General features: G+C 70.9%; 15 protein-coding genes. 6 read left to right on the top strand and 9 right to left on the bottom strand.

The window, feature by feature from the left end; all coding sequences use genetic code 11:
- Positions 1-107 precede the first annotated feature (107 nt).
- Entirely contained in the window at positions 108-743 is a 636-nt protein-coding gene (locus tag ACZ3I4_RS15545) for a hypothetical protein (protein WP_465382592.1), read from the bottom strand.
- 56 nt (positions 744-799) lie between these two features.
- Positions 800-1,327 carry a hypothetical protein gene (locus tag ACZ3I4_RS15540; RefSeq protein ID WP_465382591.1) on the bottom strand — a complete coding sequence of 176 codons (528 nt, stop codon included), beginning with the start codon at positions 1,325-1,327 and terminating at the stop codon, positions 800-802.
- A 97-nt stretch (positions 1,328-1,424) separates the two neighbouring features.
- On the opposite strand from ACZ3I4_RS15540, the gene ACZ3I4_RS15535 reads away from it, so the two are divergent.
- Complete coding sequence (locus ACZ3I4_RS15535; RefSeq protein ID WP_465382590.1) at positions 1,425-2,393, top strand: 4-hydroxy-3-methylbut-2-enyl diphosphate reductase; 969 nt, start codon at positions 1,425-1,427, stop codon at positions 2,391-2,393.
- Here the strand turns inward: ACZ3I4_RS15535 and ACZ3I4_RS15530 are convergent.
- Positions 2,386-3,519, bottom strand: coding sequence for a DNA recombination protein RmuC (locus ACZ3I4_RS15530; RefSeq protein WP_465382589.1), 1,134 nt, complete (start codon positions 3,517-3,519; stop codon positions 2,386-2,388). The two genes, ACZ3I4_RS15535 and ACZ3I4_RS15530, sit on opposite strands and share 8 nt — an antisense overlap.
- A 54-nt stretch (positions 3,520-3,573) precedes the next feature.
- Here ACZ3I4_RS15530 and ACZ3I4_RS15525 point away from each other — a divergent pair, with 54 nt between their 5' ends.
- On the top strand, positions 3,574-4,338 hold the full coding sequence (locus ACZ3I4_RS15525) for a hypothetical protein (protein WP_465382588.1): 765 nt from the start codon (positions 3,574-3,576) through the stop codon (positions 4,336-4,338).
- On the opposite strand, the gene ACZ3I4_RS15520 is transcribed toward ACZ3I4_RS15525, so the two are convergent.
- The 4 genes from ACZ3I4_RS15520 to ACZ3I4_RS15505 form a co-directional block, all read right to left on the bottom strand.
- Positions 4,335-4,886 (bottom strand): hypothetical protein, encoded by a 552-nt coding sequence (locus ACZ3I4_RS15520; protein ID WP_465382587.1) that lies wholly within the window; start codon positions 4,884-4,886, stop codon positions 4,335-4,337. The two genes, ACZ3I4_RS15525 and ACZ3I4_RS15520, sit on opposite strands and share 4 nt — an antisense overlap.
- A 75-nt stretch (positions 4,887-4,961) precedes the next feature.
- Positions 4,962-7,499: a valine--tRNA ligase gene (gene valS, locus ACZ3I4_RS15515; protein ID WP_465382586.1), complete on the bottom strand. Its 2,538-nt coding sequence runs from the start codon at positions 7,497-7,499 to the stop codon at positions 4,962-4,964.
- Positions 7,500-7,538: 39 nt separating this feature from the next.
- The gene (locus ACZ3I4_RS15510; protein ID WP_465382585.1) at positions 7,539-8,036 is read right to left on the bottom strand and encodes a methylated-DNA--[protein]-cysteine S-methyltransferase; all 498 of its coding nucleotides are present in this window, start codon (positions 8,034-8,036) and stop codon (positions 7,539-7,541) included.
- A 68-nt stretch (positions 8,037-8,104) separates the two neighbouring features.
- Positions 8,105-9,523, bottom strand: a complete 1,419-nt coding sequence (locus ACZ3I4_RS15505) for a DNA-3-methyladenine glycosylase 2 family protein (protein ID WP_465382584.1) — start codon at positions 9,521-9,523, stop codon at positions 8,105-8,107.
- A gap of 109 nt (positions 9,524-9,632) precedes the next feature.
- Here ACZ3I4_RS15505 and ACZ3I4_RS15500 point away from each other — a divergent pair, with 109 nt between their 5' ends.
- From ACZ3I4_RS15500 to ACZ3I4_RS15485, 4 genes are all read left to right on the top strand, one after another.
- The gene (locus tag ACZ3I4_RS15500) at positions 9,633-10,394 is read left to right on the top strand and encodes an alpha/beta fold hydrolase (protein ID WP_465382583.1); all 762 of its coding nucleotides are present in this window, start codon (positions 9,633-9,635) and stop codon (positions 10,392-10,394) included.
- 22 nt (positions 10,395-10,416) lie between these two features.
- On the top strand, positions 10,417-11,502 hold the full coding sequence (gene ychF / locus ACZ3I4_RS15495) for a redox-regulated ATPase YchF (protein ID WP_465382582.1): 1,086 nt from the start codon (positions 10,417-10,419) through the stop codon (positions 11,500-11,502).
- A gap of 86 nt (positions 11,503-11,588) precedes the next feature.
- Complete coding sequence (locus ACZ3I4_RS15490; RefSeq protein ID WP_465382581.1) at positions 11,589-11,873, top strand: hypothetical protein; 285 nt, start codon at positions 11,589-11,591, stop codon at positions 11,871-11,873.
- Positions 11,855-12,268: a hypothetical protein gene (locus ACZ3I4_RS15485; protein ID WP_465382580.1), complete on the top strand. Its 414-nt coding sequence runs from the start codon at positions 11,855-11,857 to the stop codon at positions 12,266-12,268. Before ACZ3I4_RS15490 ends, ACZ3I4_RS15485 begins: the two co-directional genes overlap by 19 nt.
- Positions 12,269-12,331: 63 nt before the next feature.
- On the opposite strand, the gene ACZ3I4_RS15480 is transcribed toward ACZ3I4_RS15485, so the two are convergent.
- Positions 12,332-12,820 (bottom strand): MarR family winged helix-turn-helix transcriptional regulator, encoded by a 489-nt coding sequence (locus tag ACZ3I4_RS15480; protein ID WP_465382579.1) that lies wholly within the window; start codon positions 12,818-12,820, stop codon positions 12,332-12,334.
- Between the two features lie 8 nt (positions 12,821-12,828).
- Entirely contained in the window at positions 12,829-14,076 is a 1,248-nt protein-coding gene (locus tag ACZ3I4_RS15475) for an FAD-dependent oxidoreductase (protein WP_465382578.1), read from the bottom strand.
- Between the last annotated feature and the right edge of the window lie 33 nt (positions 14,077-14,109).

Genomic DNA, 14,109 nt, shown 5'->3' with positions numbered 1-14,109 from the left:
GAACCCGAAGGCGCCGAGCCGGAAGGCGCCGAGCCCGGAGATGGCGCGCTCGGTGAGGCTGTGCTCCGCGGCGTCGCGGTCGGCTCGGGGTCACTCACCCGGCCAGACTACGGAAGCCCTCCGACATTCTCGTCGTCCGCCGTCCGGGGCCGATCGTCCCGGGCGTGCCGGCCGGTGCTGCGCGGCTCGGCGTGGCCGGCGCTCCCCGGTGGCTCGGCATGGCCGGCGCTCCCCGGTGGCTCGGCTGCGGCCGATGGCGATTCGGCCCCGCGTGATCGGGACGGCCGTCTCGAGGCGGGCAGCACCTGGGCGACCACCAGCGAGACGATCAGCCCGGCGCAGAGCCAGAAGATCAGATCGGCCACCATACGGCCGGTGTCGAACCGCCACCCGCCGGGATCGCGGGCCAGCATCGTGAACGGGAAGCCGTGCCGCACCGCATATCCGCCGGAGCAGCACTCCACCGCGAGCGTGGGGACAGCGGTCCCGACCAGGCCGAACAGGGCGACCGCCCCGCCCACCAGCCCGGCCACGCCCGACGGCGGCCGCCCGGTCCGGCCCGAGGCGAGCAGCACGAGCCCGGTGACCAGCACCACCACGTGGAACGTCACGTAGGCGGCCGAGACGAGGCCCATGGCCAGGTTGAGCAGGCCGAGCGCGACGCCGGCCCACCCGACGATCAGGCGGAGCGTCGCCATCGTCGAGGCGAGGGAGCCGGGTTCGTCCTCGGCGACCTGAGGCATGGGTCCGAGTATCTCGGCTGAACCCGCCCATCACCGGCGATTCGCCCTACTTCCCCTCAGGGGGTGCGGCGCGCCCGGCGGATCAGGACGCCGAGCACCACCACGATCAGCCCCGCGTACGACCAGATCAGCAGGTCGGTGCTCAGCGTGAGCAGGTCGGCGGTCCAGGAGGTCGAGCGGGCCACCCGGTACGCCGTCCCGGCGTCGTCGGCCACGGCGCCCCGCTGCGCCCAGTGGTAAGGCCAGCCGCGGTCCTCGATGTAGGCGTACGAGCAGCACGTCCGCGCCTGGAGGGCGAGCAACCCGGCCGCCGTGCCGATCAGGGCGAAACCCGCCATCACGGCCGTCGTCGTCCGGCGCGGCAGCCGGATGCGGTGCGGCATGAGCAGCACGAGCCCGCCGGCGGCCAGCACCATGCCCACCGCGACGTCGAGCGCGGCACTGCTCGCGTGCAGGTTGAGCAGGATCCAGGTCAGACCCCCGACCAGCGACAACGCCCCCAGAAGGAACCGCAGGGCCCGGCCCGCGACCACCCACCACGGTGCCGTTCCGACCGTTTCGTTGCGTCGATCCTCGTCAAGCACCCGACGAGTATCCCGGTGAACCCGGCCCGGGTCGACCCTCGCTGTGGTGCTGATCGCAGCCGGGCGCCGGTTTCCCGGATCCACGTACCATGGCCGGGTGAGCGAACCTCGGAAGCGTGTGTTGCTGGCCAAGCCGCGCGGATACTGCGCGGGTGTCGACCGTGCGGTGCAGACCGTGGAGGAGGCGCTGAAGCTCTACGGCGCCCCGGTCTACGTGCGCAAACAGATCGTGCACAACAAGCACGTGGTCAGCACGCTCGAGGCCGCCGGCGCGATCTTCGTGGAGGAGAACGAGGAGGTGCCCGAGGGCTCGACCGTGGTGTTCTCGGCCCACGGCGTCGCCCCCGAGGTGCACGAGCAGGCCAAGGCCCGCAACCTCAAGGCCATCGACGCGACCTGCCCGCTGGTCACCAAGGTGCACCACGAGGCGAAGCGGTTCGCCCAGGACGACTACGACATCCTGCTCATCGGTCACGAGGGCCACGAAGAGGTCATCGGCACGTCCGGCGAGGCCCCCGAGCACATCCAGCTCGTCGACGGCCCCGACTCGGTCGACCAGGTCGTCGTGCGCGACCCGTCCAAGGTCGTGTGGCTGTCGCAGACCACGCTGTCGGTCGACGAGACGATGGAGACCGTGGCCCGGCTCAAGACCCGTCTGCCGCTGCTGCAGTCGCCGCCCAGCGACGACATCTGCTACGCCACGCAGAACCGCCAGCACGTGGTCAAGGAGATCGCGCCCGAGTGCGACGTGGTGATCGTCGTGGGCTCCACCAATTCCTCCAATTCCGTACGCCTCGTCGAGGTCGCCGTCGACGCCGGTGCTCGCGCCGGTCACCTGGTCGACTACGCCTCCGAGATCCGCGACGAGTGGCTCGAGGGCGCCACCACGGTCGGCGTCTCCTCCGGCGCCAGCGTGCCGGAGGACCTGGTCATGGAGGTGCTGGTCCACCTGGCCGAGCGCGGCTTCGGCGAGGTCACCGAGTTCACCACGGCCGAGGAGCGCCTCACCTTCTCCCTGCCCCAGGAACTGCGCCGAGACATGAAGAAAGCGAGAGCCGCTAGCTGAGTTCGGGGGCCTGGGGCTGCCTCGGGGCGACCTCGAGCTGGACCGGTGTGGGGATCTCGTCGTCGGAGACGCCCATCTCGGCCAGCTTGCGCGCGCTGACCAGCACCCGGGATTCCAGCGAGCCGACCGCCCGGTTGTACGCGGTGACGGCCCCGCCCAGCGACGCGCCCAGCTTGCCCACGTGGTCGCCCAGCGTGGCCAGCCGCGCGTACAGCTCGCGGGCCAGGCTGTGCACCTCGACCGCGTTGCGGGCCAGCTCCTCCTGCCGCCACGAGAACGCCACCGTGCGCAGCATCGCGATCAGCGTGGCCGGCGTGGCCAGCACCACGTTGCGCCGGAACGCGTGCTCCATCACCGACGGGTCGTGGCGCAGGGCGGCGTCGAGGAACGGGTCGGCCGGCATGAACAGCACCACGAAGTCGGGCGCCGACTCGAACGCCGTCCAGTACTCCTTGGCCGCCAGCGCGTCGACGTGCAGGCGCAGGTGCCGGGCGTGCTGGTCGAGGAAGCCGTCCCGGGAGCGCTCGTCGCGGGCCTCCAGCGCCGACAGGTACGCCTCCAGGGGCGCCTTCGCGTCGACCACCACGGTCCGGCCGCCGTGCAGCGTGACGACCAGATCGGGGCGTACGCCGGAGTTGTCCGTTGCCGCCGTGACCTGCTCAGCGAAGTCACAGTGTTCCAGCAGGCCGGCCGCCTCGACGATCCGGCGCAGCTGGTGCTCGCCCCACCGGCCGCGCACCTGGGGCGTACGCAAGGCGCCGACCAGCTGTTTGGTCTCGGCGCGCAGCTCGCCCGAGACCGTGCTCATCGCGCGCACCTGCTCGCGCAGCTCGGCGTACGCGTCCACACGGTCCCGCTCCAGCTCAGTGACCCTTTCCTCGTAGCGGCGCAGGGTCTCGTGCAGCGGCGCGACGGCCCGCGCGACGGCCTCCTGGGACTGGGCCGTGGCCTCGTACGACAGGGAGCGCAGGGACTGCTCGAGCCGTTCCTCGCCGTCGGCGCGGACCTGGACCGTGGCCTCGAGCCGCGCTATGTCGGCCGCCGCCCGCAGCCGCGCGGCCAGCCACCCGAGGGCTCCGCCGGTGGCGAGGCAGACAAGCACTACGACGAGCGTCGAAACAGTCACATACCGGAGCCTGCCAGACCATGGCCACGAGAAAGGCGCGGGTACCGTGGAAACATGAGCGTGTTGCTGATTCTCGGCATCGTCATCGTCGTCCTCCTCGTGATCCTTCTGGCCCGGCGCAGCGGCGCGGCCTCGCAACAGACCCGGCTGGACGATGCGCGCGCCGAGGCCCAGCGGTGGTACGAGCGACTCGGCGGCCAGCTGATGAACCTGCACGGTGACGACGCGGCGGCCCGCCAGGCGCTGTCCGACGCCGGCGAGCGTTACAACGCCGCCGGTGGCCAGTTGCAGCAGGCCAACACCGTCCGGCAGTACGAGCTGGCGCGCGAGTCGGCTCTGGAGGGCCTGCAGTACGTGCGGGCGGCCCGCCTGGCCATGGGCATCGACCCCGGGCCCGAGCTGCCGCCGCTGGCCGCCGCCCAGGGCGCCGGTCAGCTGACCAAGGAGCGCGAGGTCAACGTGCAGGGCCACGCCTACAAGGCGGGTCCGCAGCCGGGCGCCGACACGCCCTACTACTACCCCGGCGGCCGGGTGCAGGGCCGCCCGGTGCCCGCGGGGTGGTATTCGACTCCGGTCTGGAAGACGGCGCTCGGCGCGGGCGCGGGTGTGCTCGGCGGCATGCTGATCTTCGACGCGCTGCTGTCGCCCGGCTTCGGTGACATGGGTTACGGCGACGGTTTCTCCGACGGCTACTCCGAGGGCGCGCAGGACTTCGGCGGCGACGACCCGGGCGGCGACACCAGTGCCGCCGGAGATTTCGGCGGCGGAGATTTCGGCGGCGGCGACTTCGGTGGCGGCGATTTCGGCGGCGACTTCTAAGCCGGGTCGGCCGGCAGATATCGGGCCAGCTCGCGGCGCAGCCGTCGCGGGCTCGGCCAGACCTCGCTGAGATCGGCGGTGAACGACTGCCCGTCCGGCGTCTCGGCCAGCGCGGGCGGCCCGGCCTCCTCGCCCTGCACCGGGTGCACCCGGTCCATGTCGATCGGGGTCACCTCCAGCAGGTTCTTGAGGCCTTCCCGGCGTACGGTCACGTGTTTGATGTCGGCCCAGTCCAGCAGGATGGGGTCGCTGTCCTGGGCGGCCAGTTCGAGCCCGCCCGACGAGACCCGCACCCAGGTCTTGAGGGAGCCCCGGGTCGAATAGGCGTAGGCCCCGGCCGCGAGCCCGGCGACCACGGCGGCCTGCAACGCGGTCTGCCACCACCTCTTGCCGGCCCCGCCGTCGCCCAGCGCGGCGACGATCGGCGACACCAGCGCGAACGACAGCATCAGCAACATGAAGAGCGCGACGAACGTCCGCACCGGCGACGACCTGAACAGCACAGCGTCGCGGGCGGGCGCCTCGACCTGCTCGGGCGCGATCGACATGCCTTCCATGCTGCCCTGCCGGAGGCCCCGGTTCCGGCGGTTTGGCCAGAGCCGGGGCCGTTGATCACAGCGGGGTCAGAACGCGCTGGCGATGACCAGCTCGGACGTCCGGCCGGGCAGCATGTCGAGCTTGGCTATCCGCCCGGCCGCCTTGAGGTCGCGCTCGACCAGCGCCAGCCGGTCGAGCAATTCGGCCGGGCCCAGCGCCTCGGCCAGCGGCACCTCGGCCTTCATCGAGAGCTTGCGGTCCGACTTGGCCCGGCGGACCTGACGCAGCGCCTCCCCGGCCAGGTCGAGCAGGCCGGCGTCACCCTCACCGGCGACCCGGGTCAGCTCGTACGGCGTCGGCCAGGTCGACTGGTGAACCGAGCCGTACCGCCACCACGACCAGACTTCCTCGGCCACGTACGGCAGGAAGGGCGCGAACAACCGCAGCAGCACCGACAGCCCGGCCGCCAGCGCCGCACGAGCCGACTCGGCCGCCGGCCCGTCGGCGTACGCCCGTTCCTTGACCAGCTCGATGTAGTCGTCGCAGAACGTCCAGAAGAACCCCTCGGTCGCCTGCAGCGCGTCGGTGTGGTCGTACCGGTCGAAGGCCTCGGTCGCCGCGGTGACCACCGTGGCCAGCCGGGCCAGCATCGCCCGGTCGAGCGGCTCGGTGACCGGCTGCCGCAGCGACTCGGCCGCGCCCAGCCCGAGCGCGAACTTGGACGCGTTGAGCAGCTTGGTCGCCAGCCGCCGCCCGACCTTGATCTGGGCCGGGTCGAAGGCCAGGTCGGCGCCGGGCCGCCCGTTGGCTGCCCAGTAGCGGACAGCATCCGAGCCGTTCTGCTCGAGCAGGCCCATCGGCGTGACGACGTTGCCCTTGGACTTCGCCATCTTCTTGCGGTCGGGGTCGAGGATCCAGCCCGAGAGCACCGCGTTGCGCCACGGCAGGACATCGCTTTCCAGGTCGGCGCGCAGGATGGTGGAGAACAACCAGGTGCGGATGATCTCGTGGGCCTGCGGCCGGTGGTCCATCGGGAAGACCCGGCGGAACAGGTCCTCGTCGTCGTGCCAGCCACCCACGATCTGCGGCGTCAGCGATGACGTGGCCCAGGTGTCCATGACGTCGGGGTCGGCCGTGAAACCGCCGGGGACGTCACGCTGGGACTCGTCGTAGCCCGGCGGACACTCCGAGGACGGGTCGACCGGCAGAGACGATTCATCCGGTATGAGAAACTTGTCGTAATCCGGTTCGCCAGCGTTGTCGAGCCGGTACCAGATCGGGATCGGCACGCCGAAGAACCGCTGGCGGCTGACCAGCCAGTCACCGGTCAGGCCGTTGACCCAGTGCTCGTAGCGGTGCCGCATGTGCTCGGGGAACCAGCGCAGTTCCCGCCCGCGGCCGATCATCTTTTCCCGGATTTGGGGATCGCGGCCGCCGTTGCGGAAGAACCACTGCCGGCTGGTGACGATCTCGAGCGGCGAGTCGCCCTTCTCGTAGAACTTGACCGGATGCGTGATCGGTTTCGGCTCGCCCAGCAGGTCGCCGGTCTCGGTGAGGATCCGGACGATCTCGCGCCGGGCCGCGTTGACGGTCAGACCGGCGAAGTCGCGGTAGGCCGCCTCGGAGACCCCGGCCGGGCGGTCGGGCAGGAACCGGCCGTCGCGCCCGAGCACGACCCGCGTCTCCAGTTGCAGATCGCGCCACCACGTGACGTCGGTGATGTCGCCGAACGTGCAGACCATCGCGATGCCGGTGCCCTTGTCCTTCGCGGCCATCGGATGGGCCAGGACGGGGACCTCGACATCGAAATAGGGCGTGCGGACCGTGGTCAACCCCTCGTAGCGCTCGTCACCGGGATGGTGGACGAGCGCGACGCAGGCCGGCAGCAGCTCGGGCCGGGTCGTGTCGACCTCGACCGGGCCGTCGGGGGAGTGGAAGCGCAGCCGGTGATAGGCGCCGGGACGCTCCCGATCCTCCAGCTCGGCCTGCGCGACCGCGGTGCGGAACCCGACGTCCCACAAGGTCGGGGCCTCGGCCGTGTACGCCTCGCCGCGCGCCAGGTTGGCCAGGAAGGCACGCTGCGAGACGGCCTGCGACCGGGGCCCGATCGTCGTGTAGGTCAGGCCCCAGTCGACGGACAGCCCGAGCCGCCGCCACAGCGCCTCGAACGCCTTCTCGTCCTCCGCAGTCAGCCGCCCGCACAGCTCGACGAAGTTGCGCCGGGAGATGGCGATCGCCTGCTTGGGCGGGGTGGCCGGCGGTTCCCAGGCCGGGTCGTAGGGCAGCGCCGGATCGCAGCGGACGCCGTACACGTTCTGCACCCGCCGCTCGGTCGGCAGGCCGTTGTCGTCCCAGCCCATCGGATAAAAGACAGCCTTGCCGCGCATGCGCTGGAACCGGGCGACCGTGTCGGTGTGCGTATAGGAGAAGACGTGCCCCATGTGCAGCTCGCCCGATACGGTCGGCGGAGGTGTGTCGATCGCGTATACGTCCGCCCGCTCCTTCGAGCGGTCGAACGCGTACGTGCCCTCCTCCTGCCAGGTGCGCGCCCACTTGTCCTCGAGGCCGTCGAGCGACGGCCGCTCGGGCAGACCGGCGCGCCCGGTCGTTCCCGTATCAGTCATGGCTGAATGCTAAGGCCGTCCGCCCCGTTCGACCTGTCATTAACCCGCCTGCTCGAAGTCGAGCAGGAAACGCTTGACCGGCAGGCCCCAGCGATAGCCGCCGAGCGACCCGTCGGTGCGCAGCACCCGGTGGCACGGCGTGAACAGCGCGACCGGGTTGCGCGCGCAGGCCGCGGCCGCGGCCCGGACCGCCGCCGGACGGCCGCTGAGCCGGGCGAACTCCGAATAGGTGACCGGGGTGCCGGGCTTGATCTCGCGCATGACCAGCCACGCGTGGCGCATGAACTCGCCCGCGCTGTGCTGCTCGACGACGACCGCGTCGAGCGCCGTCCGGTCACCGTCGAAATAGGACCGGACATGGCCGGCCACCGGTCCCACGTCGTCCGCCGGTTCGGCGAGGTCGCGCAGGCTCGGATGGATGAGGGTGACGAGCTCGCTCGCTTCGTCGGTGAAGCCGGCCGCTCGCACGCCACCGGTGTGGCCGACGACGACGGTGAGCGGGCCGGCGGGGGTCTCGAGAGTGCGGTACTTCAACATGCTGTCCTCCAAGGGTTGCGGCACAGTCTGGCTCGTTGGCCACCGCGGAAAAGGGCCTGTGGATAACTTCAGGACGCCCTCCACAGGCGGACGAGCGCGTAGGACCGCCACGGGCGCCATCTCTCGGCGTACGCGGAAAGGGTTTTGGGCTGGTCAGGCAGGCCGAGGGCCCGGGCGCCGCGGCGAACCGCCAGGTCGGTGGGGAGGAAGACGTCCGGGTCGCCGATCGCCCGCATCGCCACGTAACCCGCGGTCCACGCGCCGATGCCGGGCAGCTCCGTCAGGCGCGCGACCGTCTCGTGCCGGTCCGAGCCCGGATCGAGATCGATCTTGCCGTCGGCGACCGCCTGGGCCAGGGCCCGGATCGTCTCGCGGCGGGCCACCGGCATCCCGAACGCGCTGTCCGGCAGGGCCGCGATCTCGGCCGCGCCGGGGAAGCCGACCAACGTGTCCGGCCGCTTGAACGAGCGGATCATGCGGCCCAGCGTCGTGCGCGCGCCGGACACGCTGACCTGCTGCCCGACGATCGCGCGGACCGCCATCTCGAAGCCGTCCACCGAGCGCGGCACGCGTACGCCGGGCTCGGTCCGCACCATCTCGGCGAAGGCGGGGTCGGCGCCCAGGGTCGCGTCGACGGCCTCGGGATCGGCGTCCAGATCGAAGAGCCGGCGGCAGCGGGCCACGGCCGGGGCGAGATCACGCACATCGCTCAGGCGCAATGTCGCCGAGACCCAGCGGTCGGCCGGGGTGAGCGTGACGGTCGCGCTTCCGTGCGGCAAGGACAGACCCCGCCCGTACGAGTTCCCGCTGCGCTCTTCCACACCGGGAAGTGCCCGCGTCCCGAGGAAGTCGAGCAGTGACGGGATGTGCAGGGGCGAACGGTACGCCAGTCGCAGATTGATCGTTCCCGCCTCGGCCCGCGCGACCGGACGCGCCTCGCGCAGCTTGCCCGGCGCCTGCGCGTACACCTCGAGGATCGTGTCGTTGAACTGCCGTACGCTGCCGAAACCGGCCGCGAAGGCGATCTCGGCCAGACCCAGGTCGGTCGTCTCGATGAGGATCCGGGCTGTCTGCGCGCGCTGGGCCCGGGCCAGCGCCAGCGGACCGGCGCCCAGCTCGGTGGTGAGCATGCGGTTGAGGTGCCGCTCGGTGTAGCCCAGGCGGCTCGCGAGCCCGGGCACGCCCTCGCGGTCGACCACGCCGTCGCCGATCAGCCGCATCGCCCGCCCGACCAGGTCGGCCCGCACGTCCCACTCGGGCGAGCCGGGCGCGGCGTCGGGCCGGCAGCGCTTGCACGCGCGGAAACCGGCGCGCTGGGCGGCGGCCGCGCTCGGATAGAAGCGGACGTTCGCCCGCTTCGGGGTCATCGCCGGGCAGGACGACCGGCAGTAGATGCCGGTGCTGGTCACCGCGGTGCAGAACCAGCCGTCGAAGCGCTGGTCCCGGCTGTCCACAGCGCGATAGCACCGCTCGAAGTCCAGTTCCATGCCCTCGAGTCTGCGCGTGCGCGGAGCCGCCCGTCTGGCGGGATTCGGACATGAGCGTCCGGCGTCAACTTTGGTTGACGCCGACCCTTGTGTCAACTACGGTTGACGCATGATGACTTCGACCCGGCCGGACATCCGGTATCGCACCTTCGGCGGCGGTGGCCCCAAGGTGGTGTTGCTGCACGGCGGCATGCAGACGTCGGCCAACCTGACCCGGCTCGCGGCCGCGCTGGCCGGCACGTTCCAGGTCTATGTGCCCGACCGGCGGCGGGAGGGGCTGCGAGCCGAGCTCGACGACCTGGGCGCCCTGCTCGCCGAGACCGGCGCCGGCAACCTGTTCGGGCTCAGCTCGGGCGCGGTCGTCGCGCTGCACGGCGCTCTCGAACTGGCCGGCGTCGAGCGGCTCGCGCTCTACGAACCGCCCCTGCGCTACGGCGACTTCGATCCGGTGGCCTGGCTGCCGCGCTACGAGAAGGAACTGGCCGCCGGCCGGACGGCGTCGGCGCTGATCACCGCGTCCAAGGGCACAGGCGATTTCCCGTACGTGCCCAGGGCCGCGCTCCACCCGCTGTTGCGGCTGTGGATGCGGTCCGACCCCCAGGTGCGCGAGCTGGTGCCGACCATGCGCGGGGACGCGGCGGTCGTCGAGCAGGCCGGCGGGCCGCTCGACCGGTATTCGGCCGTCACCGCCGAGACGCTCCTGCTCGGCGGCGAGCGCTCCCCGGCGTACCTGAAAAGGGTCTTGACCGGTCTGGAACCCGTGCTGCCCCGGGTGCGGCGGGTCACGCTGAGCGGTGTGGGCCATGTCGCGGCCGACAATCACGGCAAGCCGGATCTGGTCGCGGCGGAACTGCGGAACTTCTTCCGATAGCCGAGAAGTAGACTGACGTTCCGTGAGCCTCACCATCGGGATCGTCGGCCTGCCCAACGTCGGCAAGAGCACCCTCTTCAACGCCCTGACCAAGAACGACGTGCTCGCCGCGAACTACCCGTTCGCGACGATCGAGCCCAACGTCGGCGTGGTCGGGTTGCCCGACGAGAGGCTGGGCAAGCTCGCTGAGCTCTTCAGCAGCGAAAAGATCATCCCGGCCCCGGTGAGCTTCGTCGACATCGCCGGCCTGGTCCGCGGCGCGTCCAAGGGGCAGGGCCGGGGCAACGCGTTCCTGGCCAACATCCGCGACGCGACGGCGATCTGCCAGGTCGTGCGCGCGTTCTCCGACCCCAACGTGCTGCACGTCGACGGCAAGATCTCCCCGGCCGACGACATCGAGACGATCAACACCGAGCTGATCCTGGCCGACCTGCAGACGGTCGAGAAGGCGCTGCCCCGCCTGCAGAAGGAAGCGAAGCTCAAGAAGGACCGGGCCCCCGTCGTGGCCGCCGCCGAGGGCGCGTTCAAGGTCCTCAACGACGGCGTCACCCTGCACAAGGGCGCGGCCGCGGCCGACGTCGACGTGTCGCTGCTGAGCGAGCTGCACCTGCTGACCACCAAGCCGTTCATCTACGTCTTCAACGTCGACGAGGACGAGCTCAACAACAGCGCGTTCCTCGACGAGATGCGCGCCCTGGTCGCCCCGGCCGAGGCCGTCTTCATGGACGCGAAGATCGAGTCCGAGCTGATCGACCTGCCCGCCGACGAGGCACAGGAACTGCTCGAGTCGACCGGCCAGACCGAGCCCGGCCTCAACCAGCTGATCCGCGTCGGCTTCGACACGCTGGGCCTGCAGACCTACCTGACCGCGGGCCCGAAGGAAGCGCGAGCCTGGGTCATCCCGGTCGGCGCGACCGCCCCCGAGGCCGCGGGCGTCATCCACAGCGACTTCCAGCGCGGCTTCATCAAGGCCGAGATCGTCTCCTTCGACGACCTGATGACGGCCGGCTCCATGTCCGCCGCCAAGGCGGCCGGCAAGGTCCGCATGGAGGGCAAGGACTACATCATGAAGGACGGCGACGTGGTCGAGTTCAGATTCAATGTCTGATTTGACGCCCAGACTTCGCCTGAGAGCGTCCGGTGCGGTAGCAGCAGACGCTAGCGGGTTTCCTACTCGTTTGACACACTAGGGTCATGGTTGAAAAGGCCTACAGCATCGGGGAAGGCCCGGCGACGCGGGTCAGCCTGTCGCTGCCGGAGGGGACCGCGGAGGCAATCCGCGCACGTGTAGGCAAGCGGGAGTTTTCCGCGTTCATTGCCGAGGCGGTCGAGCGAGAGCTGCGTGGCCAGGTACTCGACGAGTACCTGGCCGACTATGAGAGCCGCAAGGGTCCGATCTCCGAGCAGGCTCGTCACCGGGCGCGGCAGGTCTTCGACGAGGTGTTCGCCGAAGAGGACCAATGGCCCGCCGCAAGCTGATCCACGAAGGCACGCTGGTTCTCGACAGCGAAGGGCTCTCCAAGCTACTTGCCGACGACGAGCAGGTGGTGGCCATGACGGCCGAGGCGCGCTCGCGTGGCATGGAGGCCGTGATCAGCGCTCTCACGATCATCGAGGCTGTCCACACTCGTACCAACAAGGCTCGCCTGAACTGGGTGCTCTCGGGGTTGCGCGTGGTCCCGGTGGGCGAGGAGGAGGCCAGGGCGGCGTCAAAGCTGCTGATGGAGGCCGGCTTGCATGGGCACAAATACGCGATCGATGCGGCGGTTGCCGAGGCTGCGTTGCGTCAGCATCGTCCCGTGGTCATCTTGACCTCCGACGTCGACGACATGGTCAAGCTCTGTGGCGACCGTGTCCGGCTTGTAGCGGTGTGAGTCTTTGCTCCCGCGTCGCCGGCCGAGCGCTGCGCGATGTCCGATCTGGACGATTGTCGTATGTCAGCCCAACCGCTGCGCGTTGTCGGTGCTGCGGAGGTGGTCCAGCTCGGCCAGGTACATCGCCTGCATGCGTTCGAAGTGGTGGACGAGCAGCATGACGTCTTCGACTCGGTAGCCCTCGATCAGGCGTTCCGCCCGCTCGGCGAAGCGCTCGTACGGTCGCTCCAGCTCGGCGGCCCGCTCCGGCCGCAGGGTGACGATCACCCGCCGCCGGTCGGCCGGGTCGCGCTCGGCCGTCACGTAGCCCGCCTGCTGGAGCCGGCGGAGCATGCTGGTCACCGCCCCGGTGGTGAGGTTGGTCCGCTCGGCGACCTGGCCCGCGGTGGCCGAGCCGACGTCGGCCAGGTAGTCCAGGCACTCCAGGTCGCTCACGGTGAGACCCAGCTGATCCGCGATGGCGTACCGGAACACCATGGACAGCCGCGAAGTCTCCCGGCCGGCGCGCATGAGTTCGGCGATCGCGGACGCACGGGCCGGCTCGTGGGGCATGCCCGCAATCATGCCTCCGGCACGGTGACCCGGTGCAGCCGAGGTAACAAGCGGGTCAGCACCCAGTGCGGCGCGGCCGCACCCCCGGTGAGGCGGCGCATCAGTCCGGCCGCGGTGTCGACGGCGCGGAAGGCGTAGGGCACCATCTCGTCCTGGTAGCCGGCGATCGCCTCCTCCACCGGTGTGCCGTTCGCCCTGGCCTCGACCAGCTTGTGGCCCAGCAGGGCGGCGTCGCGGAGCGCGGTGTTGCCGCCGTGCGCGCCGAACGGCGGCATGGTGTGCACGGCGTCGCCCATCATCGTCGCCCGGGGCACGGTCCACCGTTGTGGGCGGCGGCCGACGGCGAAGAGGTTGAGCACCGTGGCGTCCAGCTCGGCCGTATCGACCAGCCGCCGGACGAGCGGGTGGAACTCCGAGCTCATCCGGGCGGCCAGTTTCCGCAGCGCCAGCAGGTCGCCGCGGGCGACGATGGGCACCTCCTCCTGGCGGAGCAGCAGCCCCCACATGACGTAGTCGTCGCCGGTGGGCGCATAGCTGCCGGGGGCCAGACGCGCGAACGCCTCCTGCGGCCGCTCGCCGAACCGCATCGGGGTGAAGAAGAAGGCGCGGTCCGGCCGGTCGGCGATGGCCAGGACCCCGCTGGTGCGCAGCGCCTCCGGGATGACACTCTCGCCGTTCTGCCACAGGGGCGAGCGGCCGTAGATGCCGGCCATCGGGGTGTTGGCCGGCTCCGCGTCCGGCATGAGCTGTGCCCGCAGCGCCGAGCCGATGCCGTCCGCACCGACCACGACGGTGGCCGTGGTCGCCCCGCCGTCGGAGAACCGCAGCCGCAGCTCGGCCGGGCCGCCGCTGTCCACCGCGACGGCGGTCTTGCCGTAGTGGATGCGTCCGTCCAGCCCGGACTGCAGGATCGACCGCAGGGTCAGCCGGTCGACCTGGCGGGTCGCGTTCGGCTCCTCCTTGAAGTTGATGGTGAACGCGTCCCGCAGCCGGCTGTCGGTGAAGCGCAGATGGCCGCCGGGCTCGTCGCCGGTGGTCAGGGCCAGCCGGAACAGCGGACGGGGGAGGCTCTCGCGCAGCGCCTCCAGCCCGTGCCGGTCGAGGATGATCCGGTAGCCCTGGCGGCGTACGAAGGCGCCCGGATCCCGCTCGTAGACGTGCACGTCGATGCCGGCGCGCATCAGGTATTGGGCGAGGCAGAGGCCGGAGAGGCCGGCGCCGGCGATGGCCACCGAGAAGTCGGTCGATATGCCCATGCGATTATCTTAATGACTAAGATGATTGGGACA

It is taken from the genome of Actinoplanes sp. NPDC021490 (assembly GCF_055562135.1).
The sequence above is the reverse complement of the archived record's forward strand: the minus strand, read 5'-3'. Positions and strand labels throughout refer to the sequence as shown.